The sequence below is a fragment of the Flavobacterium saliperosum genome (assembly GCF_900100625.1).
GTDB lineage: Bacteria > Bacteroidota > Bacteroidia > Flavobacteriales > Flavobacteriaceae > Flavobacterium > Flavobacterium saliperosum.
Window position 1 is genome coordinate 24,893 of sequence record NZ_FMTY01000002.1, and the last position, 23,601, is coordinate 48,493.

Sequence of the window (23,601 nt, forward strand, 5' to 3'; positions counted from 1 at the left end):
AAAAAATGAAAAATTCAATCGCATTGTTTGTTGTTGTACTATTAATGAATACAACATTTGTTTCAGCTAACAATTCTAATGCAACAGAGGATTTGCCAAAAGCGGTAAAAAAAGTGGTTAGGTTGTTAGAGACAACCAGATTTGATGTGGAACTCGAGAAAGAGGTGGTGGTTAAAGTACAGGTTAAAATTAATTCAGCGGATGAAATCGTTGTTTTGAATGTTGGTACCGACAATGAAGCCATCAAAAAATTCATTTCAGGAAAACTGAACTATACGAAAATCGATGCGGGTCAGTTAAAACAAGGAAGCGAGTATTCCTTTTATGTGACTTTTAAACCGGAATAAAGTATCCTTACTTACGAATATAAAAATCCCGAGTGAAAGCTCGGGATTTTTGTCTTATAAAAACGAAACAGATTACTTGTTGTCTTTTTTCTTTCCGTTATTGAATCGTACTTTTTCTACAATCGGTTCTTTTTTTGGAGCGGGTTTGCCTTTTCCTTTTGACATTGGCTTTTTGAAATCGGTTTTCGATTTCGGTTTGTCGCCGGCACTTTTCGGTCTGTCGTTTGAGAATTTCGGTTTGTCACTTATCCCTTTTCCTTTTTCCCTTTCCGTACCTTTTCCTTTTTCACTATCCATTTTCGGCGCATCCGCTTTATGGCTTTTTATGACCTCCATTGGATTTTTAGGATTTTCTTTGGTTCCGCGTAAGTGAATGACCAAAGCGTTCAGAAAGTTGCGCAAAACCTGATCGCCACATTCCATATACTTCTCGTGTTCTTCGTTTCGGAAAAAATTCCCGACTTCGCCTTTCGAAATCCGGAAATCCACTAATTCTAAAATTTCCACAATCTGGTCATCGCGTAATTGCAACGCAACACGTAGTTTTTTAAATATATCGTTGTTTGTCATAAGTCGGAATTATAATTTAAGCAAAGATACAGTTTTCAGAAATGGGATTTTATTTTAACTTCGCAAAAAAATAATGCGATGAACACGTACGATGAAAAAATAAGCCTTCTTTCCGAAATGATTGCTTTTGCGGTGGTAGATGGCGAATTGCACGACCGGGAATATGATTTTTTGTGGATTATCGCACAGGAACTGGAAATCGAAAAAGCGGTTTTCCTGGAATTATTCGGGAAACGCAACGAGACAAAAGTGATCAAAGACGAACTTCACCGCATTATGCAGTTTTATCGCCTGGCGTTGTTAATGCACTGCGACGGGATTTTGCATGAGCGCGAAATCAAAGCCATCAACGAGATTGGCATCAATATGGGATTAAACCCTATGGGAATCAAAAAAACCTTAAAAGCAATGGCCCAATCACCAAACCAAATGATTGAGCCGGAATTCCTGCTTTACTCCTTTACGGAGCAACATAATTAATTTTTCGATATTTGTTTTGAGGGCTTAAATTTAGGATGCCCTGTGTGTTGATAAGCAAAGGACAGAACATCTGCAATGCTTTCAAAGTAGGTAGTATTGCTGTCGCCAATCCCATGACCGGATTCAAAATCAGTATAAAATAAAATAGGATTATTAGAGGCGTTTGCGTTTTGTAGTTTTGCCGCGAATTTTGCTGGTTGCCAGGCAATCACTCTGGGGTCGTTCATCCCTGCAGTAATCAATGTTGCCGGATAAGCGATACCTTTTTTGATATGATGGAAGGAATCCATTTCCAGCAAAGCTCTAAATTCGATTTTGTCTTTTACTGTTCCAAACTCAGGTACATTTACCGGACCATTCGGAGTGATTTCCATACGAATTGGATTCATAACACCCACCTGAGGAATTGCAGCCGCAAATAAATCAGGGCGTTCGGTCATGGCACGACCTACTAAAATTCCGCCGGCACTGCCTCCGCATATTGCTATTTTTTCAGGAGAGGAAATTTTTTCTCTCACTAAATATTCGGCTGTTGCTATAATATCTTTCCAGGTATTGGGTTTGGTTATTTTATATCCGGCTTTGTGCCACTTATCTCCTAATTCGCCACCTCCTCGAACATGGGAAAAGACAAAAATACCTCCATAACTTACATAGTTCAGAACAAACTCAGGACTAAATTCGGGAGTAATTGAAATTCCGTATGCTCCATAGCCAATTAATAATACAGGGTTATTACCGTCTAGTTTTATGTTTTTATCGTAAATAAGTGAAACCGGCACCATAACACCATCATGTGACGGAATCATAATTTCTTTGGAGACAATATTTTTGAATTCCGGAAAATCGATTGGCTTTGTTAAAGGCTGAAATGTAAAAGTATTGTCGGATGGATTATATAAATAACGTTTGGTTGGAGAAGTCCATCCCGATAGGGTTACCCAGACTTCGCTTTTATTCTCGTTGATAGTTGACAGGTGCGCGGAACCTGCCTGAAAAGGTAATTCTAATTCTGTTGGTACTGATTTTCCATTTGCTAAAAAATATACTTTGGCCTGGATGCCATATTCCGTCACAGCATAATAAAGACCGTCTTTTGTAACCCTATAATCAGTGATACTGCCATTTTTTGGTTCTTCAACTACGGTAACAGCATTTTTAATACTGGGGTTTGAGTAAGGTGCTTTAAGAATTTTATAGTTGGAAGCGTTTTTAAAAGTGAGATAGTAAATATATTCTTTACCAAAATTAAAATCGGATATTTCATCATTTTTGGACACTAAAGGCTCCCATTTTTCAGGTTTATAATTCTCGCTTATCTTAGAATGGTATAAGATTATACGTTTGTCAATAGTTCCTACCAAACCATAGTATTTGTTCGAGTTTTTATGACAGTAATTGTGAGGTTGTTCTTCAGAAGCAATGTTAAGTTCCGGATTCGTTGTATTGGAAAACAGTTCAGCATCTTTTTTGTAATCGTCACCTAATTTATGATGATAAACTTTAGTATTTAGTCTTCGGTTTACATCAGTGATATCAGCAGAATTAAACCGACGATAAGTAAATGAATTTTGGTCCGGAAGCCAGGAAACAATGCCATTTCCAACAAGCTCTATAATTTCGGGATACTGTTTTCCGTTTTTGTCAATTATCAGTAATTCTGAACTTTCAGAGCCGTTAGCTGCTATTTTAAAGGCAACTTTGTCTCCGTTTTCCGTTGGATAAATGTTATTGATGTCATATTTCAAACCAGTACCTTTCTTATACATATCAGGGTCAAAAAGTAACTTTTCTGTTCCTTTGTATCCAACTCTATGGTATAATTTCCCGTTTTCTTCGTTTGCGTTTCGTTTTAAATAAAAATAATGGTCATTTTCCGTAATTTTTATTATGGTAACACTGCTTTCGGTTTTTGTATCAAGCAGATTCAGTTTCTTAATAATGTTTTGTCTTTCTGGAATTTCGTTGAGTTTTGCCTTTGCATAATTGGCATTGGATTTCATCCAGTCAGCAACTTCCGGATCTTTAAGATTCTCAAGATACCGGTACGGATCTTCAAGCTTGACACCATGATATTCATCGGTAACTACTCTTTCGGGAGCGGGTTGGGGTTTTAGTTGTGCCACTGAGGCGCTAATTGAACAGAGAACAAGTCCAAAAGAAAAAAGATAACTAGTCTTCATAAATCCTTGATGTTTTAATGGATACTAAAAAAGAAAAACTAGGTAGAAATGAGAAGGTTAAAGTTACAAAAGAAAATTTAAAGTGTTAAAAGTAAGGGAATTATATTTTTTCCTGTAGCTGTTTTATTTCATCACGCAATTTCGCCGCCTGCATAAAGTCAAGGTCTTTGGCCGCTTTTTCCATGCTCTTGCGTAGTTCGCGGATTTTCTTCTCGATTTCGGGTTTGGATAAGTACAGGCTTTCCGGTTCCGCTGCTTTTAAAGCTTTGTCTTCGAAGTATTGGGAGGAAACGGAATTTCGGTTCAACACGTTACCCAGACTTTTGTTCAGTGATTTCGGAGCCAATCCGTGTTTGGTATTGTAGGCAATTTGTTTGCTTCTTCGGTAATTGGTTTCGTCTATGGTTTTTTGCATGCTCGCCGTGATTTTATCGGCATACATAATCGCTTTTCCGTTTACGTTACGCGCCGCACGACCTACGGTTTGAGTCAGCGAGCGGTGACTGCGCAGGAAACCTTCTTTATCGGCATCTAAAATGGCAACCAGCGATACTTCGGGTAAATCCAAGCCTTCACGGAGTAAGTTTACCCCAATCAAAACATCAAACAAACCTTTACGCAAATCCTGCATGATTTCCACACGTTCCAAGGTGTCCACATCACTGTGAATGTAACGGCAACGGATGGAAACTTTGGTTAAATATTTGGTCAGTTCTTCGGCCATACGTTTGGTTAAGGTGGTGACCAAAACGCGTTCGTCGGCTTCACAACGCAATTGTATTTCTTCAATCAAATCGTCAATCTGATTCAGACTCGGACGAATTTCAATAATCGGGTCCAGTAATCCTGTCGGACGAATGACCTGCTCGACATAAATACCTTCCGATTTCTGCAATTCATAATCCGCCGGAGTCGCCGATACATAAATCACCTGATTCTGAAGGTTTTCAAATTCCTCAAACTTCAATGGGCGGTTGTCCATCGCAGCGGGTAATCGGAAACCGTATTCCACCAGATTTTCTTTTCTGGAACGGTCGCCGCCATACATCGCATGGACTTGTGAAATCGTAACGTGACTTTCATCGACGACCATCAGATAATCGTCCGGGAAATAATCCAGCAAACAGAACGGTCGGGTTCCCGGTAGTCTTCCGTCCAGATATCTTGAGTAGTTTTCAATTCCGGAGCAATAGCCCAATTCGCGTATCATTTCCAAATCGAAATTGGTGCGTTCTTCCAAACGTTTTGCTTCAAGATGTTTGCCGATTTCCTTGAAATAGTCGACTTGCTTCACCAAATCCTGCTGAATTTCCCAAATGGCGTTCTGCAACACATCAGGCGAAGTCACAAACATATTGGCCGGGTAAATCGTCAGTTTATCATATTTCTCCAAAACCTGTGAGGTCTTGGAATCGAACGCTTCAATTTCTTCAATTTCATCACCAAAAAAGTGAATTCGGAACGGTTCTTCTCCGTAACTCGGATAAATATCCACCGTGTCGCCTTTGATTCGAAACGTTCCCGGGGTGAATTCGGCTTCGGTTCTGGCATATAAACTCTGTACCAAACGATGTAATAATTTAGTACGCGAGATCATTTGGTTTTTCTCTAAGGACACCACGTTTTTTTGAAACTCCACCGGATTTCCGATACCATACAAACACGAAACGGAAGCCACCACCAACACGTCACGGCGACCTGAAAGTAGGGCAGAAGTGGTGCTCAATCGCAGTTTTTCCAATTCGTCGTTAATGGACAAATCTTTCTCGATATAGGTTCCCGTTACCGGAATAAAGGCTTCGGGTTGGTAATAGTCGTAGTAGGAAACGAAATACTGTACGGAGTTGTTCGGGAAGAATTGCTTGAACTCGGAATACAACTGTGCCGCCAGTGTTTTGTTGTGGGCCAGTACCAAGGTCGGACGCTGAACTTCCTGAATTACATTGGCAACAGTAAATGTCTTCCCTGAACCGGTTACTCCCAATAAAGTTTGGAAACGTTCCCCATTGGTAATGCCTTTGGCTAATTTTTCAATGGCTTGTGGTTGATCTCCGGTGGGTTTGTATTCGGATACGACTTGGAATTTCATTTGTTCTTCCTGTTTTTAAGGATACTTACAAAGATAGTCAGGTTATTTTTTTTCTTCTTCTTCTTCGATACTTATTTTTATGTTTTCAGTATTTAATCTTGAGACTAACCAATTCTTAATTCGCTTTTTTTCTGTAGTATCGAAATTTTTGGTACTGATAAACGATACAACTGTAATCTTATGAACAGAATCCTGAACGGAATAATTTTTGGTCACTGAAAATGCACATTCTTTTATTTCGGGATAGAGGATGTTAGCTTCTTTAAGTATTTGATTACCAAATGAATTTATACTGTCTTTGTTTCTTTTTTCAGATTCTATGAAGGCTTGAAGTCGGTTTATTTCGCCTTGTAAATTTTCAGATTTTGTTAAATCACTTACTTTTGAAAATGTCAAAGCTTTTTGAAAAACAATATTGGTACTGTCTAACCCGAAATCGTTAGCTTTTTTATATACTTTACTTTTATAATTTTGGTCTAATAGATTACCAGCAAATCCAAGGGTCAAGACTTTTTTTGAGGCATCTATATTGCTTTTTAAGAGGTAATTGCCTTCGAAAACAGTGATGCTTTCTACGAATTTTTTTGATTTTTCAGTAAATTTTTCATTTTGAACCAATCCATAACCAAAATAAATACTGGGAATTATGGTAATTAGAATTATGAAAGATAAAATTTGATTTACACTTCGTTTCCTTTTTTCATCAATTTGTGCCCGAATCGGAAATTTCAACAACTGACAAACCAAAGCAGAGGATAAGGCGATAAATACGGTATTGATGGTGAATAAATAAAAAGCACCAAAAAAGAAATAGAAATTACCTGTTGCCAAGCCATAACCTGCGGTACACAAAGGCGGCATTAATGCAGTAGCAATCGCTACTCCTGGCAGAACATTTCCTTTTTGTTTACTACTTATGGCAACAATACCAGCCAAACCACCAAAAAAAGCAATTAAAACATCATAGATTGTCGGACTGGTTCGGGCTAATAATTCAGAATGAGCTGCAGAAACCGGGCTTATCGTGAAGTATAATGTAGAAGCAAGTAAACTGGCTACCACTGCAAAACCAAAATTTTTGAGAGCAGTTTTGAACAAAGGAAAATCATAAGTTGCCACACTGTAACCCATTCCGTTAATTGGTCCCATAAGAGGTGAAATTAGCATGGCACCAATAATTACCGCGGTGGAATTCATGTTTAATCCAATGGAAGCCACAAATATGGCAAAGACCAAAATCCAAAGATTGGTGCCTTTAAAACTTATGTCTTTTTCAACTTTATCGTGAATGATATCAAAATCATCAAGCTCTCTTTCAAGATTAAAGTAATCAAAAATTTTCTTCATAAGAATCAGATAATATGATTAAGTAATATATAAAAAAAATCAGACTTATTAAAGTCTGATTTTTGGTTTTTTTGATAGGGAGTACTTATTTAAATTTCATAGCCAACGTAATGATGTGCGAATCGAGTCCGTTGTTTCGGGTGTAAAAACCGTAACGAAGTTCCAGACTGTTGATACGTTTTACATGGAAGATGCCTTTATCTGCATCGGTAATCTTATATCCCAATCCGATCATGTTACTGCTGAATTTCGACAGGTCATAATCGCTGGTGTAAAATTCTTCCGCCAATCCGTGTAAAAATATCGGTTTGAAATAATCGGCCGCACTTTGCGTATAGAATCGGTACGGAATGGACAGCGATGAAAACGCCGATAACTTAATACTCGGTTCAATACTGATGGTGTGTGAATTGATTCCCCAGTTGTCCCAATAATAGCGATAGAAGGTTCTTAAAACAACATGGTCGCCTAAGAAATAATTCGCCCGTGCTCCAAAAGGAAGTTTAAATCGGGTATCGGGTAACTTCTCCGATTTTACATTCGTTAAATCACCAAAATACACGCGGTTGAATTTCGTTGCCAATAAGCCCTGCTGATAACCGATATCGGTTAGGAACGCCACCTGAAAGTTCTTGTTCACCACCTGTGATAATGTTAACCCTAAATTATAGGACGTTCGGGGTTTCATGTCGCCTTGTTGGGCTTCATCATCCGAGGGATTGTTCCTCAGTTCGACGGGCAGAATTACCTTCCAGGTATCAAAAAAGGCCATTCCTTTTACTGAAAATTCCCGGTTTTTATCTTTGGAGATTTTCGTGAAACCCACATTGGCGCCAATGGAAGTGTAATCATACTCGGCAGAGAAGGAAAGTCCTCCGTTTAAGATATAGTTTTTCTCCAGGTTCTCATAGCTGTAATTCGCCGACGGATACACTCTCACATCCTGATACGATGCGGAAGTCACCGTATTGGGATCGATTTTATCCGATGAAGCCGAAGTATAGGTGTCAATTCCGAGTTCAAATCCGAAATTATGCTTGTTATTGTTCTTATCTCTTTTGGAAACTTTTATGTCGAATGTGGTGGCGACGTCGGTTAACTTTTCAGTTCCCACACCACCGGTTACGGCCGAATTGTTTCCATCCTGTTTGTAATAACTCGAAATAAAATTGACTTCCTCGATTTTTAATTTTTGTTTTTTGTAGGCTGAGCTGTCGGTGGTTTGCGTGTCCTGCGCTCTCATATTGTTACCGAATATAAAGGCCAATACGGATGCGGCGAAGATTCTCTTTTTCATCTTTTCCTTTTTTGAATGGATTAATTGCAGCCGCAGCCGCCACCGGTTTTTCCTCCGTTAGCACCGGAACTTGCTTCACGGTACAACTGAAATGTGTTTTCGAATTTCTCCGATTTTCGGGCAGCCAATTCCATGTCCGAATCGTTAATTTTTGATTTCTGATATTCTTTTACCGGTGAGCACCCGACACTCAGGCCAAGCAGCAGACAAAAAGCTATTATTTTCATAAGCTATCGTAGTTACGTTTTTAAGTCAGTTTAATGTTATCTGAAAAATATTTCCGGTCGTAATCGTCGATGATGATGCAACCGATATGTTTTAGTTGATTGATGAAATCCAGTCCGACTTCAATGCCCATAACGGTTACCGGAGTTGCCAGCGCATCGGCTATTTCCGCATTTTCAGCGATAATGGTCACGCTTTTTATACCGCTTACGGGAAAACCGGTTTTCGGATCAATCGTGTGGGAGTATTTCTTATTGTCTATCATTACGAACTTCTCATAATTACCCGAAGTAGCTACAGAAGTATTGGTGATTTGAAATGTTGAGAATGTTGAGGTTCTTAAATTCGGATCGGCAACCCCGATGGTCCACGGTTCGCCGTTTTCCTGATGTCCCCAGGTGGTTAAATCTCCGGCAGCGTTTACGATTCCGTTTTCGACGCCGTTTTCAAGTAACTTCTTTTTAGCCATTTCTGCGGCATAGCCTTTTCCGATTCCGCCAAAACCGATGCGCATTCCTTTCTTTTTCAGGAAAACCGTTTTTTCAGCCTCATTTAAAATGATATTTTCATAATTGATGAGTTCCACCGATTTTTTGGCCGCTTCTGCATCCGGTAACGCGGTCATTTTCAAATCGAAATTCCAGAATTTCTTGTCGATTCCGCCGTAACTGATATCAAATGCACCTTGTGTCATTTTTGACAACATCTGGCAGCGCTGAATCAGACTGAAGACTTCCTCCGGAACTTTAACCGGTTGAATTCCCGCATTTTCATTGATTTCAAAAGTGATGCTTTCGTTGGAAAAGGTGGTCAGCAAACGTTCGATTCGCTGAATTTCTTCAATTGCCAAATTAATTTTTTCGGAACACCAATTTTCATCAGGTCCGACAACAGAAATCTCAAAACGATTTCCCATTAATTTTTCAACTCTTTTGTGAAGCATTATCCTTTCAGTTTGGTAATGAAATCTTCTAAAGTTTCAGACGGATAGTGTTCCCATTTTTTTACGATTTCACCCTTACCGTTTAATAAGAGTATCAGAGGGAACAACCCGTTATTGTTGTACTTATCGGCCAGTCTTTCGTTTTCCTGAGTGATATTGTCGGCCAGTTTATTCTTTTTAAGTCTCGGAAAATCCGCATTGAAAACAATCAGGTTTTCGGCGCTGAAGGTTTTAAACTGGTCGGTTTCCACGAAATGTTTTTTGAACTTCACGCATGGGGCACACCAATCGGAACCGGAAAAAAACAGCAATACGTTTTTGTTTTCGGTTTTGGCTTTTTCAAGAGATTGCTCGAATGTCAATCGGGTTGCTTCCTGAGCAGTAATTGTCAAGGAGAACAATAGAAGCAGGGATACAATTTTAAGCTTCATAATCAGGTTTTTAATCTGGTTTCAATTTGTTTTTGAAACCGCAGTTGTTATGATTTTACTTTTTTGTCCGCAGAATTAGTGCAGACTGTTCCGGTTCAGGTAAGAGTTTGAATTTGAACAAAGTAAAAGTAGCTTAAAGTTTTATTTTTTGAACCGGACTAATCTAAAGATTCGATTAAGATTAAGTCGCCGTTTTCGTGGTCGATGGTTACGATGCCGTCTTCTTTGGCATGATTGCTGCTTCCGGTGCGGAAACCGATAGTCAGGGTGTCATTAGTCAGAGGATAAAACAGATTATCTGAATGGATTCCGGTAACTTCCCCAATCGGGATTAAGGAAATGATACTGTCTTTGGTATACCATTTCTGAAAGTGTTTTGGCAGTAAGAAGATTTTCGAATGGTCGTCCAGAATGACGATTTTAAGATGCTCCCTGTAACGGACAATGTTGGTGATGTTGGTAATGGTATGATCAGCGCGTTTTCCGGTGGCCCAAATTACGTTTACCGCCGTATGCCCTTTTTCAATTAAATAATCAAAGGCTTTTTCCAGATCGGTTTTGTTCTGATCGGGTGTATGAACGATTTCCAGCGGATACTGTTTTTCCAAATAGTATTGCGGATCGAATCCTCGGTCGAAATCTCCTAAGAGCACATCGACTTTAATTTCCAATTCGAAAACCCGTTCGATGGCGCTGTCCAGAACAATAACAAAAGGTGACCATTCCAGAAGTTGTCCTAATAATTCCGGACCGCATGCGGCTCCGTTTGCTATAATTAAAGCAGGTTCCTGATCGTCGCGAACTATATGGTGTGAGGACATGAATGGTATGTTCTAAATGTATGTAAAAGTAGAAATAATTATTGAATGGTGTAATCAACCGTATCCACTTGTGAAAGATTAAAATAACCCAAGGCAAAATTATTCTCATCGGCCTGATTGACAACGTTTCCTCGTACGGTTGCCGGTGGGGACTGGAACGGACTTCCGCCATTACTTCCCGCTACAGCAAGCAAAACGTTCATGTAATTGTAATACTGTCGGGAAATACCGTAAAGTTTGATGCTTATCAAATCTCCTGCTTTTAAATCTTCATTAGAATATAAGCCAAACATCTGATTCCCTTGAAAAAATCGGTCTTCCAATACATCATAATCAGGAAAAGGTTTGTCGTTCGGTTTGAAACCAATCATGTAAAAATTGTCTTCAGCACCATTGTCCTGATAGAAAAACTTGATTTCGATTTCGTCACCGGTAAATCCACCTTCGTTATTCTGTTCAATAAGATCTTCAATATCCGGAACTTCAGTTAGTGTTTCTGTTGCGGTAAAAGTCTGACCATTGTAAACTACCGTTAAGGTATATGTTTCTCCAATAACCGGTTGAAAATTAGTACACAAGTACTCTCCGGTGTTGCCTGTTTCAAGAAAATCAAAAATCACGTTAGTGCTGTTGGTTATAAAAACAGTTGCACCTGAAACTACAGGGACGCTAGTGTTATAATAAGGCGCAGTAGTGGTGAGTTTGATTTTTTGTTCGCTGCCCGAAGTGCCTTTAATCCATTGAATAGAAGCGTCTACCACAAGTTTTGGCGGTGCCGTATCCAAATCGACTTCGACTACTTTCTCGCAACTTAATGCAAAAGAAGCGATGATTATCAGGCTGATATAGTGAAATGCTTTTTTCATCGTATTAGAATTTAAAGTTATACGTTACACTCGGAACGATTCCGAAAATAGACAAACGTACCGCTTCATTGTTTCCGGTGTCCGAATTTTGTCGGAAAGAAATTGAGGCGGAGTTCATTCGGTTGTACAGATTATATACACTGAAAACCCATTCTCCTTGCCATTTTCTGCCTTTGTTTTTTCTTGGCGTTAAGGTTGCGGACACATCCAAATGGTGGTAAGTGGGAAGATTGCTTTCGTTTCGACCTCCGTAATTCGGAATTTGTATGCCCTGATATACATAATAGCTGTCCGGGAAAGTTACGGGTTGCCCGGTTTGTAAGGTGAATATCGAACCGAATGTCCATTTTTCATTTAATTTATAAGAACCGGTTACCGATACATTATGGGTTTTGTCATAACCGGATTTATACCAATTTCCGTTATTGATGCCGTATTCATCCGATGTTCTTCCGGGTGTTTGTTGTTCGGCTCTGGAAAGGGTGTAAGAAATCCAGCCGCTCAGGTTACCGGTGTTTTTGCGTAGTAGTACTTCCAGTCCGTAAGCTCTGGAACGACCGTTTAAAACGACCTGTTCGATAGCGTTATTGGCGATTAAATCGGCACCGTCAATATAATCGATTCGGTTTTTCACTTTCTTATAAAACGTTTCAACTTCTAATGAATAGTTGTCATTGCTGAAATTTTTGAAATACCCTACGGCAACCTGATCCAGCAATTGCGGTTTGATGAATTTGTCACTGGGGGTCCAAACATCCAAAGGAGTAGGGGAAGCCGTATTGGAAATCAGGTGCAGGTATTGCGCCATACGGTTGTAACTCGCTTTTATCGATTGGTTGTCATCCAAAGTATACGCAACTGCCAAACGCGGTTCGAGATTGTTGAAGCTGGCCATCGTTTCGTTTTTACCGAATTTTTCGGTTCCGGTAGGTGTGGCTTTTTCGTAAATTTTCAGATCATTGTTCCAAACTACAGCTTCATTGTTGGCATACGTGTTGATTTCCTGACTTCCCAATCGGTAAAACATGCTGTAACGCAAACCGTAATTCACGGAAAATTTATCGGGAAGTTGCTGTTCCGCTTCAATATAAAAGGAAGGTTCGAACGCATATTTTTTATCCAGCTGATCCGGATTGATGCCTGATTCGGAATTGGTCGGTTCGATGGTACCCGGATTGAAATCGTAATACACGGTGTTCATTCCGTAAGCCAATTTGAATTTATCCGACAAATAATGTTTCAAATCATATTTAAAATTATAATTCTTGATGCCGCTGTCCCAATTGAATCCGACAAAATCCAGCGTCAATCCATAATAGTAATCACTGTAAATAAAGGACATGTTTGAGAATAACTTGTCTGAAAACAAATGGTTCCATCGCAGGTTTAAAACGGAATTGCCATAGGTGTTTTTAAAACTTTCGTTGAGGCTAAAAACGTCCCGACCAAAATATCCGGACAGAAAGAGGTTGTTGTTTTCATTGAATTTGTAACTCAGCTTGGTGTTCAGATCATAAAAATAGGCCGAGTTCTCGTTGTCGGTAAGCTTGAGGAATAAATGCGCATACGAACTTCTTCCCGCGACAAGAAACGATCCTTTGTTTTTTACGATAGGGCCTTCCGCTAACAAGCGGCTGGAAATTAAACCGATACCACCATTGATGTGAAAATCGTTACTGTTACCTTCTTTCTGATAAATGTCCAAAACAGAAGCCACACGTCCGCCAAAACGCGCCGGGATACCGCCCTTGTATAATTTCAAATCCTTAATCGCATCCGAATTGAAAACGGAAAAGAATCCGAAAAGGTGAGAAGAATTGTAAATGGTCGCTTCGTCCAGTAAAATCAGATTCTGATCGGCAGCACCGCCACGAACGTTAAACCCAGATTGGCCTTCTCCGGCATTGGTGACTCCGGGAAGCTGAAGAATTGATTTCAGCACATCGGTTTCCCCTAAAATTACGGGCATTTTTTTAATCTCGGCAATTGTAAGTTTGTTAACGCTCATTTCCGGTTTTCGGATGTCGACTTTCTTTCGGTTTTCAACAATGAGGACTTCTTCGAGCTGTTGCACGTTTTCGCTCAATGCGATATTCTTTTTCGTGTTTTGAAGCAGGCTGATTTTTTCTTCCGAACCGGTATAACTCACATAATTATATTGAACGGTGTAGTCTCCTTTTGGCAGTGAAATCGAATAGAAACCGTACTCATTGGTATTGGTACCGGTTTTGAGTTCCTTGATGTAAATGGTTACTCCGATTAGGGTTTCGTTGGTTTTTGAATCCGAAACGATGCCACTCAGCGTGAATTTTTCCTGGGCATACGAAGCGAAACAGCAAATGAAAAGGATAAGGAATGAAATTGATTTTTTCCTAAGTATCATGGTGTTACATTTTGTCAGATTGGCTGTAAATTTCGCTTTTTTGTAGCGAAACAACTGTTAAGGACAGGTTAATAAAAAAGACGATTCTTTCGAATCGTCTTTTCTTTATTTATGTAAAGTGAATTATACTACACTAATTTATTTAAAATCGTGTTTAATGTTTCACTCGGGCGCATTGCTTTTTCGGTCAAAGCGAAAGAAGGCTGGTAATACCCACCAATGTTTTGCGGTTTGCCTTGTGCTCCGATTAATTCCGCATTGATTTTCGCTTCGTTTGCTAACAATTCGGTAGCGATTGGAGCGAATTTCGCTTGCAATTCGGCGTCTTTGGTTTGGTTTGCCAATGCTTCTGCCCAGTACATAGCCAGGTAGAAGTGGGAACCTCTGTTGTCAATCTGGCCTACTTTACGCGCTGGCGATTTATCGTTTTTAAGGAATTTGTCGTTTGCTTCGTCTAAAGTTTCGGCCAATACTATTGCTTTCGGATTGTTTTGCGTTTGTCCTAAATGCTCCAATGAAGCACCTAAAGCCAAGAATTCTCCAAGCGAATCCCAACGCAAATAACCTTCTTCTATGAATTGTTCTACGTGTTTTGGTGCAGAACCTCCTGCTCCGGTTTCGAATAAACCACCACCATTCATTAACGGAACGATAGATAACATTTTCGCCGAAGTTCCTAATTCAAGGATAGGGAATAAGTCGGTCAAGTAATCACGCAATACGTTTCCGGTTACTGAAATCGTGTCTAAACCGTTTTTCAGTCTTTCCAAAGTGAAATTCGTAGCGTCCACGATATTCATGATGCGGATGTCTAACCCGGTTAAGTCGTAATTTTTCAAGTATTTTTCAACTTTCTTAATCATTTCTCTGTCGTGCGCACGTTGGTCGTCCAACCAGAAAATAGCAGGAGTGTCGGATAATCTTGCTCTGTTTACCGCTAATTTTACCCAGTCCTGGATAGGAGCGTCTTTAGTCTGACACATTCTGAAAATGTCTCCGGCTTCCACGTTTTGATCCATGAAAGTCGTACCGTTTCCGTCGTGTACTCTGATGATTCCATTAGCAGCTGCCTGGAACGTTTTATCGTGAGAACCGTACTCTTCTGCTTTTTGCGCCATCAAACCAACGTTTGGAACGGAGCCCATTGTTGTCGGATCGAAAGCACCGTTCTTTTTACAGAAATTTACTGTCGCTACATATAATCCGGCATAATTTCTGTCCGGAATTAAGGCTTTAGTATCTTGTAATTCGCCTTTTGCATTCCACATTTTACCGGAAGTACGTACAAAAGCAGGTACAGAAGCATCCACAATCACATCGGAAGGAACGTGGAAGTTGGTAATGCCTTTGTCAGAATTCACCATTGCCACAGCCGGACCGTTGTTTAATGCGGCAGTAAGCGCAGTTTCGATTTCAGCCTGTTTAGAGTGTCCTGCGATTTTAGCGTAAACATCGCCCAAACCGTTTTTGGTATCAATATTTAATTCAGCAAAAACATCAGCGTATTTTGCGAATATTTCTTCAAAATAGACATCCACAATGGCAGCGAAAATGATTGGGTCGGACACTTTCATCATCGTAGCTTTCAAATGCACGGATAATAATTGTCCTTTTGCTTTAGCGTCTGCGATTTCTTTTTTAGCGAAGGCTTTTAAAGCCGATAAACTCATAACCGATGAATCGATTACTTCTCCTGCTTTTAATTTAGCAGCTGCTTTTAAGTTGGTTACGTTTCCGTTGGCATCGATGAAATCAATAACGAATTGTGTATCGTTTTCAACGGTAACCGATTTTTCACTTCCGTAAAAATCACCCGCGTCCATGTGTGCGATTTCAGTAATAGAATCCGATGACCAGGCGCCCATGGAGTGTGGGTTCGCTTTCGCATAATTCTTAACCGATTTTGGAGCACGACGATCGGAGTTTCCTTCACGTAATACCGGATTTACAGCCGATCCTAAAACTTTAGCGTATTTTGCTTTGATTTCCTTTTCAGCATCGTTTTGTGCTTCTTCCACAAAGTTAGGGATGGCAAAACCGTGCGATTGTAATTCGGCAATAGCCTCTTTTAACTGAGGAACGGATGCGGATATGTTTGGTAATTTGATAATATTTGCTTCAGGAGTGGTTGCCAGTTGACCTAATTCAGTCAAAGCATCTCCGATTTTCTGATCATCTTTTAAGAATTCAGGGAAATTCGATAAAATTCGTCCTGCCAGAGAAATGTCTCTTAACTCAATGTCGATGTTTGCCGGAGCGGTAAAAGCCTGTACGATTGGTAAGAAAGAATGTGTGGCTAACATTGGTGCTTCATCCGTCAGGGTGTAGTGGATTTTAGATTTCTGTGTCATCGTTGTGTATTTTCAGAATAAATAATTGGATGTGTAAAATGTTGCTTTAAAAGCAAGGCAAATATAAGAAAATCAGTCTGAAAAGCGATGGGTTTTAATCGGATTTAAGCGAATTATCAGATTGTTATTTTGGCGACTATTAATTATGAATCTGATAATTTGAGTGCGGATTTTTTGCATAAAAAAAGCCCCAACAAAGTTGGAGCTGATTTTATAAACTTCGGAAAGGGAATTATCTTCTTCTTTCTTTGATTTTTGCTTTTTTACCAGTAAGCTCTCTGAAGTAGTAGATACGAGCTCTACGAACTTTACCTCTTTGGTTCAATTCAATTTTTTGTAAAGCCGGCATGTTTACAGGGAAGATACGCTCTACACCTACAGCACCAGACATTTTACGGATAGTGAACGTTTCCGTTGCACCAGCACCTCTTCTTTGGATTACAACTCCCTTGAAGAACTGTGTTCTTGTTTTTTCACCCTCTTTAATTTCGTAATAAACCGTGATAGTATCACCAGCTGCGAATTCAGGGAAATCTTTTCTTGTTACTAATTCGTCTTGAACAAATTTTAATAAACTTGACATGATTATTAATGTTAAATGTTTGAATCAGAGCAACATTCACGGTTATCGTCAGAGGTTGGGCTGAATTAGGCTGCGAAATTACGTATTTTATTTTAAACTACAAATTTCTTTTGATAGTTTTCAGTCTCAGTCTCAGTTTCTAGGTTCAGATTCCGTATACTGCGACTAAAAACTGGGACTGAGACTGAAAACTAAACTTATTCCTCCAGCAAATCCGGCCGGCGGGTTTTCGTATGTTCATAAGCCATATTCTCACGCCACTTTTCGATTTCGGCAAAATTTCCGCTTAACAAAACGTCCGGAACTTTGTGTCCTTTGTATTCTGCCGGTCGTGTGTAAATAGGAGGGGAAAGTAAATTGTCCTGAAAACTGTCCGTCAATGCCGAAGTTTCGTTACTTAAAACGCCGGGAATCAGTCGGATAATGGCATCACATAAAACCGCTGCTCCCAATTCACCTCCCGATAAAACATAATCGCCAATGGAAATTTCTTTGGTAATGAATAAATCGCGAACACGTTGGTCCACTCCTTTATAATGTCCGCAAAGAATAATGATATTTTTCAACAGCGACATCGAATTCGCCATTTTCTGGTTCAGCGTTTCGCCATCCGGAGTCATGTAAATCACTTCGTCGTAGTCGCGCTCGCTTTGTAATTTTTCAATACAGGCGGCAATCGGTTCCACACTCATTACCATTCCCGCGCCGCCACCAAACTGGTAATCATCCACGTTTTTGTGTTTGTTGGTGCTGTAATCACGAAGGTTATGCATATGCACTTCCACTAAGCCTTTCACGATGGCTCTTTTAAGGATGGAAGCTTCAAACGGACTTCGGATTAAATCCGGTAAAACGGTAATGATGTCGATGCGCATTTTTTAAAGAGGTTCTGAGATTCTGAGGCGCAAAGGTACAAAGTTATTTTAAGTGAAAAGAAACAAGAGATAAGAAACAAGAGATAAGAAACAAGAGATAAGAAGCAAGAGATAAGAAGAAAGAGCCAAGAGACAAGATGTTTTAGATATCTTGGTTCTTGTCTCCTGTTTCTATACTGTCTAAAAAATTAAACCCCAAACTGTCTCAAATGATGATCCAAGTGTTTCCACTGTGCCACGTCCCATTCGTTTTCGGTCATGTGTCCGAAGAAAGGATGTTTCAGGTTTTTAATGGCTGACGGACCTTCGCTGAAACGGGTAATGTCTTTGATCAATTCCGCTTTGGCTTTTTCAAATTCCGGTTCGTGTGTAACGATGAACTCTTTGGCAGTAGGCAGGTTATGATCAAAAGGTTTGTTGTTCACCAATGTTTTCTTAGCCAGTTTTCCGAACAGGAATCCCATAAAGTTTTGTTTTAAAACCAAATCGCCAAAAGCTACTTTTAGCGGCGCCTGGCAGTGTTCCATCATTTGGCTTACCGTCATTTTTCCCCATTGGGATAAGGTTGTGGGTTGCAGTTTATGAATTCGGTCAATAATATTTTGATTGCCTTGCGGATTGAATAAACTTTCCATAATTAGTATTTTTTGGTTGCTTCCAATGAATAGACCATCGGAATTTTGTTTTTTAAATGTTTGATTCTGAATTTTCCTTTTTCGAATTCTTCCGTTTCGTTGAAACAGTTGTAAGGCGAATAATCATACTCGTTAAACGAATTAAGTTCGAGTTTGTTACAGATTAAAGCGTTTAAAATTTCGCTTGTCGGGTGATTCCAAGTTACGGTTTGCGTTGATATTTCGGCATCTCTGTCTGCATACGTTCCGGATTCGTTTTCAATAATAGGTTCAATATTAAAATAACTGTAGAAAACTTCCTTGAAATCATTGTCGAACATCCAGACTACCGGATGAAAGTCGGCCATGATAAATTTTCCGCCCGGTTTTAAAAAATGAGAAACCACTTTTGCCCATTTGTTTAGATCGGGTAACCAGCCAATCGTGCCGTAACTGGTGAAAACAATGTCGAATTGTTCGTCAAGATGATTGGGTAAATCGTAAATATCACAGTTGATGAATTGGGCATCAAGATGTAATTGTGCATTGAATTCCCTGGCTTTTTCAATGGCTTTATCGGATAAGTCCACACCAGTCGCTTTGGCACCAAGTCGTGCAAACGAAAGCGTATCCTGTCCGAAATGACATTGCAGGTGCAGGATTTTCTTTCCGGAAACATTGCCAAGAAGTGAAAGTTCAATTTCGTTTAAGGTGTTTTTTCCGTTGAGAAAACCTTCCGTATCATAGAAGTCGGACGTGACATGCACTTCGGTTTTGTTGTTCCATGTTTTTTTATTGATGGCGATGTAATCTTTCGGGATTTCCATAAAATACGTTTTAATTTGTCTTAAAGATACAATTCCATCTGAATATCAGCGCGATGGTAATCGGTTTCATCCAAAGGCGTTTCAATAAAATTGTATTTACGATACAGGTTTAGTGCCGGGGTTAATTTTCTGCTGGAAACCAACATGATTTTTTCGGCTTGCTTCTTTTTTGCAAAATCAATACAGGCATCCACGAGTAAATTACTCAGTTTTTGTCCCTGAAACTTTTTGTCGATGGCCAGTTTCGCCATTTCATACACCTTGTCGTTTACTTTTTGCATGGCAACGGTTCCGGCCACTTCATCATTGACCAGACAAAAGAAAATTTCACCTCCGGGTTTCAATATAATGTCTTCGATATTCTCAAAAACTTCCAGATCGTGATTTTCCACAAAAAAGTATTCTTCCAGCCACGCTTTGTTTAAGGAGACAAACAGATTTTTATATTGGGGTTGGTAGGTAATTATTTCAACGGTCATTTTTTGATGATTTTCTCATTCAAAAGTAAAGAGAATCTGAATTATCCGGAAACAGAAGTCGATTATTTATGAAACTTTTTACATTTTAAATTCGTAATTTTGCCTTTCAGAAATTTAAAGCAAAACAAAATGCAAGACGGAATTTACGCAAAATTTAATACTTCAAAAGGAGTTATTTTGATAAAATTGACTCATGATAAAACACCGGGAACGGTTGGTAACTTTGTAGGTTTGGCCGAAGGAAATTTGGAAAACGACATTAAACCGCAAGGAAAACCGTATTACGACGGATTGAAATTCCACCGTGTGATTCCTGATTTCATGATTCAGGGAGGTTGTCCTTTAGGAACTGGAACAGGTGATGCAGGTTATAAATTCGACGATGAGTTTCATCCGGAATTAAAACACGACAGACCGGGCGTATTGTCAATGGCTAATGCGGGTCCTGGTACAAACGGATCGCAGTTTTTCATTACACACGTTCCTACAGACTGGTTGGATAACAAGCATACTGTTTTCGGACATGTCGTGGAAGGTCAGGATATCGTGAACGAAATTGTTCAGGGTGATATCATTGAAAGTCTTGAAATCATTAGAGTAGGTGCGGAAGCAGAAAAATGGAATGCTGTGGAAGCTTTCAGAACTTTCGAAGGTTCGAGAGAAAAAAGAATCGCTGAACAAAAAAAAATGGCAGAAGCCGCTTTGGAAAAATTAGCCGCTGGTTTCGATAAGACAGAAAGCGGATTGCGTTACAAAATGATCCAAAAAGGAAACGGAAAGCAAGCCGAAAAAGGCAAAACGGTTTCGGTACACTATTCGGGTTCGTTGGAAAACGGAATGGTTTTCGATTCCTCTTACAAAAGAAAACAACCTATTGAATTCTCATTAGGCAGAGGTCAGGTTATCGAAGGCTGGGACGAAGGTATCGCGTTATTACAAGTGGGAGACAAAGCCCGTTTTGTGATTCCGTCTTATTTAGGTTACGGATCTCGTGGTGCAGGAGGAGTTATTCCACCGGATGCTACCTTAATCTTTGATGTGGAACTGATGGATGTGAAATAATTCGGAAACGCAAAATCCAATAAATTCATATGGAAATCCCAAAGGCATTAAGTTTTTGGGATTTCTTTTTGGAATGAGGTTTGCTTTTGTATTTTTGAATTCAATTTTGATTATGATGCGTTATTTATTCTTTCTTCTATTAATCTCCATTTCCGCGAAGGCACAAATCCCTGCCATGCATTGCGGTTATGATTTTACGTCGTATCTGGTTTTGGATGTGCACGAAGACGGAAAGAAAGAAAACATCAAAAACCTTAAAATTACGGTGGTGGACAGTTTGGGGAACGATGTGGTGAACATCAACAACGTCTACAGTTTCAGAGACAGCAACAAGCCGCTTCAGTTCGCGATGAATTATCAGATTGATGAAAACGGAAATAAAATCACCACAGAAAACCCAAAGGCACGCTGGTTTTTCCCTTATGCAAAAGACAACTATCTCTTATCCATTGCTGCAACTTTTCCGGCAGATAATTTCAGTGTAAAAGTGGAAGACCCAAACAGAAAGTACAAAACACAGATTGTTCCGTTGTTTGCTTTTAACATGTATGTGTTGTGTTCGACTCAGAGTGATAAAACGGTACAGTTCGGACGAAAGGCCAACCGGCCGATTGACATCGTTTTGGAGAAGAAATAAAAAAACACCTACACAAAAATGAGGTGTTCTTAAAGCAGTTTAATTGTCGCAAAGGTTTTCAACAGCAATTATTTTTAACGTTTTTGTTCCCGCGGGTAATTCCCATTCTACCTGATCTTTTTCCTTAAATCCAATTATAGCAATGCTTAACGGCGCCAGAATGGAAACCTTATTTTCTTTTACATTCGCTAAGGAAGGTAAAACGATTTGAAATTTCATTTGTCTTTTGGCAGATACATCTTCTACCGTTACGAACGAGTTTATCCGGATAATGTTTTTTTCAATCACGCCCTCTTTAATTATGATTGCTCTGTCCAATTCGCCGTTTAAAAGGGTCATGTCTTTGGCATTACTGGAGGTGATGCTTTTTTTTGCCAGATTTCGCAGCAATTGATACTCGGCTACCGTAAATGTTGGAATAGGTTTCATACGTTGTTAATTTAAATTAATAATTTCTCTTTTTGGTTTTATGTGTTCACTGAAGTAGATTTCTGTGAAATTCTGATTCGAATTAAGGTCGGTTCTTCTGAAAAAAACGTCGGGCGTAATTTTGGACAGCGTATCAAAACCACAGGCACCGATAAATTCGCCGAGTGCTTTTAAAGTGTTTTTATGGAAATTCGCTACACGTACGCTTTTATCCGTAATATCAAGTCCTTTGTATAATGATTTGTCCTGCGTTGCAATACCCACGGGACATTTTCCACTGTCGCATTGCAAAGCCTGAATGCACCCTAAAGCAAACATCATCCCACGCGCACTGTAACAGGCGTCGGCACCTAAAGCCATTGTTTTGGCAATGTCAAAAGCAGAAATGATTTTTCCGGAGGCTAAGATTTTTATGTGTTTCCGAATTCCGAATTGGGTTAAAGTCCTGTTTACGAACACTACCGCATCGGAAAGTGCCATTCCCATGTAATCAATGAATTCCAGTGGGGCTGCTCCGGTACCTCCTTCGGCACCATCCACAGTTATAAAGTCCGGGTAAATTCCGGTTTTCAGCATGGCTTCGACAATGTCTATGAATTCATCTTTACGACCGATGCAAATTTTAAAACCAACCGGTTTCCCTTTGGATAAAGTACGCAGTTTGGCAATGAAAAGAATCAGTTCATGAGCATTTGAAAACGCGGTATGCCCCGAAGGCGAATGCACCGTTATAGTTGGTTTAATGCTTCGGATGGCCGCAATTTCCGGAGTGTTTTTTTCCGCGGGAAGCAACCCTCCGTGTCCGGGTTTTGCCCCTTGGGAAAGTTTCAGTTCGATCATTTTTACCTGAGGATAGTTGGCTTTATCGGCAAAAAGGGTTTCCGAAAAATCCCCTTTCTCATCCCGACATCCAAAATAACCGGTTCCAATCTGCCAAATCAAATCGCCACCCTGCAAGTGATGCTCGCTAATGCCGCCTTCACCGGTGTTGTGTGCAAAATTGCCCAATTGCGCTCCTTTGTTCAAAGAGGTTATAGCGGTTTTACTCAAAGCACCGTAACTCATCGCACTGATATTATAAACACTTGCACTGTAAGGTTGCAGACAATGCGAATTGCCAATATGGGTTCGAAATTCCTCGATATTCGGTTTTTTAGGGTACACGGAATGAGCCGCCCATTCATAGCCGATACGATTCGGGTCGTCCTGCATACCGAAGGAAATGGTTTGTTTTTCGTTTTTTGCCCTTTGATAAACAATCGATCGCTGTCTTCTGTTGAAAGGTTTTCCGTCTAATTCCCCTTCAAAAAAATACTGCCGGAATTCCGGGCGAACCGATTCGAAGAAATAACGCAAACGCCCCACTAAAGGGTAGTTTTTCAGAACCGAATGTTTGGACTGAATACTATCAATCAAAACAACAGATAAAATAACCAAAGGTGCGCTAAGGAAGATGAAATAAGCTTTGTATTGGTATAACAAAACAATAGTTCCTAACAGAAACCCAATGGAGAGCATCCAGATAATTTGGCGCGCAGTCAGTTTGCTAAAAAGTTTTTTTTGAGCCATGATAAAATAGGATATAATAAAAATTGTTGCAGAAGATTACTCTTTGCAAAAAAAAAATGTGAATGTTAAAAAGAAAACCCTCCGTCTAAAGAGAAATGAGAAAGCAGACGGAGGCCTAATTGATGAAGGCCTTGCTGTGTGAAAACAATAGTGTTACACCACTCTTGAAGAAAGAGCGTTTCATGAGAACTGA

The 23,601-nt window shown here is 39.7% G+C and carries 23 protein-coding genes; 4 read left to right on the top strand and 19 right to left on the bottom strand.

Going from position 1 to position 23,601, the window contains the following annotated elements:
* The first annotated feature begins 5 nt into the window (after positions 1-5).
* Positions 6-347 (top strand): hypothetical protein, encoded by a 342-nt coding sequence (locus BLQ05_RS03495; RefSeq protein ID WP_023576316.1) that lies wholly within the window; start codon positions 6-8, stop codon positions 345-347.
* A 72-nt stretch (positions 348-419) separates the two neighbouring features.
* On the opposite strand, the gene BLQ05_RS03500 is transcribed toward BLQ05_RS03495, so the two are convergent.
* The gene (locus tag BLQ05_RS03500; RefSeq protein WP_023576317.1) at positions 420-917 is read right to left on the bottom strand and encodes a DUF1456 family protein; all 498 of its coding nucleotides are present in this window, start codon (positions 915-917) and stop codon (positions 420-422) included.
* Between the two features lie 51 nt (positions 918-968).
* On the opposite strand from BLQ05_RS03500, the gene BLQ05_RS03505 reads away from it, so the two are divergent.
* The gene (locus tag BLQ05_RS03505; protein ID WP_262486479.1) at positions 969-1,397 is read left to right on the top strand and encodes a TerB family tellurite resistance protein; all 429 of its coding nucleotides are present in this window, start codon (positions 969-971) and stop codon (positions 1,395-1,397) included.
* On the opposite strand, the gene BLQ05_RS03510 is transcribed toward BLQ05_RS03505, so the two are convergent.
* From BLQ05_RS03510 to BLQ05_RS03585, 16 genes are all read right to left on the bottom strand, one after another.
* Positions 1,394-3,523: a prolyl oligopeptidase family serine peptidase gene (locus BLQ05_RS03510; RefSeq protein ID WP_023576319.1), complete on the bottom strand. Its 2,130-nt coding sequence runs from the start codon at positions 3,521-3,523 to the stop codon at positions 1,394-1,396. The genes BLQ05_RS03505 and BLQ05_RS03510 overlap by 4 nt on opposite strands.
* Positions 3,524-3,680: 157 nt before the next feature.
* Positions 3,681-5,669 carry an excinuclease ABC subunit UvrB gene (gene uvrB, locus BLQ05_RS03515; RefSeq protein WP_023576320.1) on the bottom strand — a complete coding sequence of 663 codons (1,989 nt, stop codon included), beginning with the start codon at positions 5,667-5,669 and terminating at the stop codon, positions 3,681-3,683.
* A gap of 42 nt (positions 5,670-5,711) precedes the next feature.
* Positions 5,712-7,016 carry a DUF389 domain-containing protein gene (locus BLQ05_RS03520; RefSeq protein ID WP_023576321.1) on the bottom strand — a complete coding sequence of 435 codons (1,305 nt, stop codon included), beginning with the start codon at positions 7,014-7,016 and terminating at the stop codon, positions 5,712-5,714.
* A gap of 85 nt (positions 7,017-7,101) precedes the next feature.
* Positions 7,102-8,313 (bottom strand): DUF3570 domain-containing protein, encoded by a 1,212-nt coding sequence (locus BLQ05_RS03525; RefSeq protein ID WP_023576322.1) that lies wholly within the window; start codon positions 8,311-8,313, stop codon positions 7,102-7,104.
* Between the two features lie 20 nt (positions 8,314-8,333).
* Positions 8,334-8,540 (bottom strand): DUF4266 domain-containing protein, encoded by a 207-nt coding sequence (locus BLQ05_RS03530; protein ID WP_023576323.1) that lies wholly within the window; start codon positions 8,538-8,540, stop codon positions 8,334-8,336.
* A 20-nt stretch (positions 8,541-8,560) separates the two neighbouring features.
* Positions 8,561-9,481: an FAD:protein FMN transferase gene (locus tag BLQ05_RS03535; protein WP_023576324.1), complete on the bottom strand. Its 921-nt coding sequence runs from the start codon at positions 9,479-9,481 to the stop codon at positions 8,561-8,563.
* Positions 9,481-9,912, bottom strand: coding sequence for a thioredoxin family protein (locus BLQ05_RS03540; protein ID WP_035654462.1), 432 nt, complete (start codon positions 9,910-9,912; stop codon positions 9,481-9,483). Before BLQ05_RS03540 ends, BLQ05_RS03535 begins: the two co-directional genes overlap by 1 nt.
* A 158-nt stretch (positions 9,913-10,070) precedes the next feature.
* On the bottom strand, positions 10,071-10,733 hold the full coding sequence (locus BLQ05_RS03545) for a thiamine diphosphokinase (protein WP_023576325.1): 663 nt from the start codon (positions 10,731-10,733) through the stop codon (positions 10,071-10,073).
* Positions 10,734-10,771: 38 nt separating this feature from the next.
* Positions 10,772-11,599: a DUF4249 domain-containing protein gene (locus BLQ05_RS03550; RefSeq protein ID WP_023576326.1), complete on the bottom strand. Its 828-nt coding sequence runs from the start codon at positions 11,597-11,599 to the stop codon at positions 10,772-10,774.
* A 4-nt stretch (positions 11,600-11,603) separates the two neighbouring features.
* Positions 11,604-13,982: a TonB-dependent receptor gene (locus BLQ05_RS03555; RefSeq protein ID WP_023576327.1), complete on the bottom strand. Its 2,379-nt coding sequence runs from the start codon at positions 13,980-13,982 to the stop codon at positions 11,604-11,606.
* 128 nt (positions 13,983-14,110) lie between these two features.
* The gene (locus BLQ05_RS03560; protein WP_023576328.1) at positions 14,111-16,333 is read right to left on the bottom strand and encodes an NADP-dependent isocitrate dehydrogenase; all 2,223 of its coding nucleotides are present in this window, start codon (positions 16,331-16,333) and stop codon (positions 14,111-14,113) included.
* 232 nt (positions 16,334-16,565) lie between these two features.
* Positions 16,566-16,916 (bottom strand): 50S ribosomal protein L19, encoded by a 351-nt coding sequence (rplS, locus tag BLQ05_RS03565; RefSeq protein WP_023576329.1) that lies wholly within the window; start codon positions 16,914-16,916, stop codon positions 16,566-16,568.
* Positions 16,917-17,113: 197 nt separating this feature from the next.
* Positions 17,114-17,791 (bottom strand): tRNA (guanosine(37)-N1)-methyltransferase TrmD, encoded by a 678-nt coding sequence (gene trmD / locus BLQ05_RS03570; RefSeq protein ID WP_023576330.1) that lies wholly within the window; start codon positions 17,789-17,791, stop codon positions 17,114-17,116.
* Positions 17,792-17,979: 188 nt separating this feature from the next.
* Positions 17,980-18,426, bottom strand: a complete 447-nt coding sequence (locus BLQ05_RS03575) for a DUF1569 domain-containing protein (RefSeq protein WP_023576331.1) — start codon at positions 18,424-18,426, stop codon at positions 17,980-17,982.
* Positions 18,427-18,428: 2 nt separating this feature from the next.
* Complete coding sequence (locus BLQ05_RS03580) at positions 18,429-19,232, bottom strand: class I SAM-dependent methyltransferase (RefSeq protein WP_023576332.1); 804 nt, start codon at positions 19,230-19,232, stop codon at positions 18,429-18,431.
* 20 nt (positions 19,233-19,252) lie between these two features.
* Positions 19,253-19,711 carry a GNAT family N-acetyltransferase gene (locus BLQ05_RS03585; protein WP_023576333.1) on the bottom strand — a complete coding sequence of 153 codons (459 nt, stop codon included), beginning with the start codon at positions 19,709-19,711 and terminating at the stop codon, positions 19,253-19,255.
* Positions 19,712-19,840: 129 nt separating this feature from the next.
* Between BLQ05_RS03585 and BLQ05_RS03590 the strand changes: the two genes are divergently transcribed.
* Both BLQ05_RS03590 and BLQ05_RS03595 read left to right on the top strand, forming a co-directional pair.
* Positions 19,841-20,773 (top strand): peptidylprolyl isomerase, encoded by a 933-nt coding sequence (locus BLQ05_RS03590; RefSeq protein ID WP_035654468.1) that lies wholly within the window; start codon positions 19,841-19,843, stop codon positions 20,771-20,773.
* A gap of 112 nt (positions 20,774-20,885) precedes the next feature.
* Positions 20,886-21,410, top strand: coding sequence for a hypothetical protein (locus tag BLQ05_RS03595; protein ID WP_023576335.1), 525 nt, complete (start codon positions 20,886-20,888; stop codon positions 21,408-21,410).
* A gap of 39 nt (positions 21,411-21,449) precedes the next feature.
* Here BLQ05_RS03595 and BLQ05_RS03600 read toward each other — a convergent pair whose 3' ends face one another.
* Together BLQ05_RS03600 and BLQ05_RS03605 are read right to left on the bottom strand one after the other, a co-directional pair.
* On the bottom strand, positions 21,450-21,839 hold the full coding sequence (locus BLQ05_RS03600) for a GreA/GreB family elongation factor (protein ID WP_023576336.1): 390 nt from the start codon (positions 21,837-21,839) through the stop codon (positions 21,450-21,452).
* Between the two features lie 6 nt (positions 21,840-21,845).
* On the bottom strand, positions 21,846-23,408 hold the full coding sequence (locus BLQ05_RS03605) for an FMN-binding glutamate synthase family protein (protein WP_051365744.1): 1,563 nt from the start codon (positions 23,406-23,408) through the stop codon (positions 21,846-21,848).
* Between the last annotated feature and the right edge of the window lie 193 nt (positions 23,409-23,601).

Excerpts from the sequence above, each read along its gene's own strand:
- BLQ05_RS03555 (WP_023576327.1), bottom strand. The coding sequence starts at position 13,982 with ATGATACTTAGGAAAAAATCAATTTCATTCCTTATCCTTTTCATTTGC.
- BLQ05_RS03500 (WP_023576317.1), bottom strand. The coding sequence starts at position 917 with ATGACAAACAACGATATATTTAAAAAACTACGTGTTGCGTTGCAATTA.
- BLQ05_RS03590 (WP_035654468.1), top strand. The coding sequence starts at position 19,841 with ATGCAAGACGGAATTTACGCAAAATTTAATACTTCAAAAGGAGTTATT.
- BLQ05_RS03535 (WP_023576324.1), bottom strand. The coding sequence starts at position 9,481 with ATGCTTCACAAAAGAGTTGAAAAATTAATGGGAAATCGTTTTGAGATT.
- uvrB (WP_023576320.1), bottom strand. The coding sequence starts at position 5,669 with ATGAAATTCCAAGTCGTATCCGAATACAAACCCACCGGAGATCAACCA.
- BLQ05_RS03550 (WP_023576326.1), bottom strand. The coding sequence starts at position 11,599 with ATGAAAAAAGCATTTCACTATATCAGCCTGATAATCATCGCTTCTTTT.
- BLQ05_RS03580 (WP_023576332.1), bottom strand. The coding sequence starts at position 19,232 with ATGGAAATCCCGAAAGATTACATCGCCATCAATAAAAAAACATGGAAC.
- BLQ05_RS03595 (WP_023576335.1), top strand. The coding sequence starts at position 20,886 with ATGATGCGTTATTTATTCTTTCTTCTATTAATCTCCATTTCCGCGAAG.
- BLQ05_RS03585 (WP_023576333.1), bottom strand. The coding sequence starts at position 19,711 with ATGACCGTTGAAATAATTACCTACCAACCCCAATATAAAAATCTGTTT.
- BLQ05_RS03495 (WP_023576316.1), top strand. The coding sequence starts at position 6 with ATGAAAAATTCAATCGCATTGTTTGTTGTTGTACTATTAATGAATACA.
- BLQ05_RS03520 (WP_023576321.1), bottom strand. The coding sequence starts at position 7,016 with ATGAAGAAAATTTTTGATTACTTTAATCTTGAAAGAGAGCTTGATGAT.
- BLQ05_RS03530 (WP_023576323.1), bottom strand. The coding sequence starts at position 8,540 with ATGAAAATAATAGCTTTTTGTCTGCTGCTTGGCCTGAGTGTCGGGTGC.
- BLQ05_RS03575 (WP_023576331.1), bottom strand. The coding sequence starts at position 18,426 with ATGGAAAGTTTATTCAATCCGCAAGGCAATCAAAATATTATTGACCGA.
- rplS (WP_023576329.1), bottom strand. The coding sequence starts at position 16,916 with ATGTCAAGTTTATTAAAATTTGTTCAAGACGAATTAGTAACAAGAAAA.
- BLQ05_RS03605 (WP_051365744.1), bottom strand. The coding sequence starts at position 23,408 with ATGGCTCAAAAAAAACTTTTTAGCAAACTGACTGCGCGCCAAATTATC.
- BLQ05_RS03600 (WP_023576336.1), bottom strand. The coding sequence starts at position 21,839 with ATGAAACCTATTCCAACATTTACGGTAGCCGAGTATCAATTGCTGCGA.
- trmD (WP_023576330.1), bottom strand. The coding sequence starts at position 17,791 with ATGCGCATCGACATCATTACCGTTTTACCGGATTTAATCCGAAGTCCG.
- BLQ05_RS03560 (WP_023576328.1), bottom strand. The coding sequence starts at position 16,333 with ATGACACAGAAATCTAAAATCCACTACACCCTGACGGATGAAGCACCA.
- BLQ05_RS03540 (WP_035654462.1), bottom strand. The coding sequence starts at position 9,912 with ATGAAGCTTAAAATTGTATCCCTGCTTCTATTGTTCTCCTTGACAATT.
- BLQ05_RS03545 (WP_023576325.1), bottom strand. The coding sequence starts at position 10,733 with ATGTCCTCACACCATATAGTTCGCGACGATCAGGAACCTGCTTTAATT.
- BLQ05_RS03525 (WP_023576322.1), bottom strand. The coding sequence starts at position 8,313 with ATGAAAAAGAGAATCTTCGCCGCATCCGTATTGGCCTTTATATTCGGT.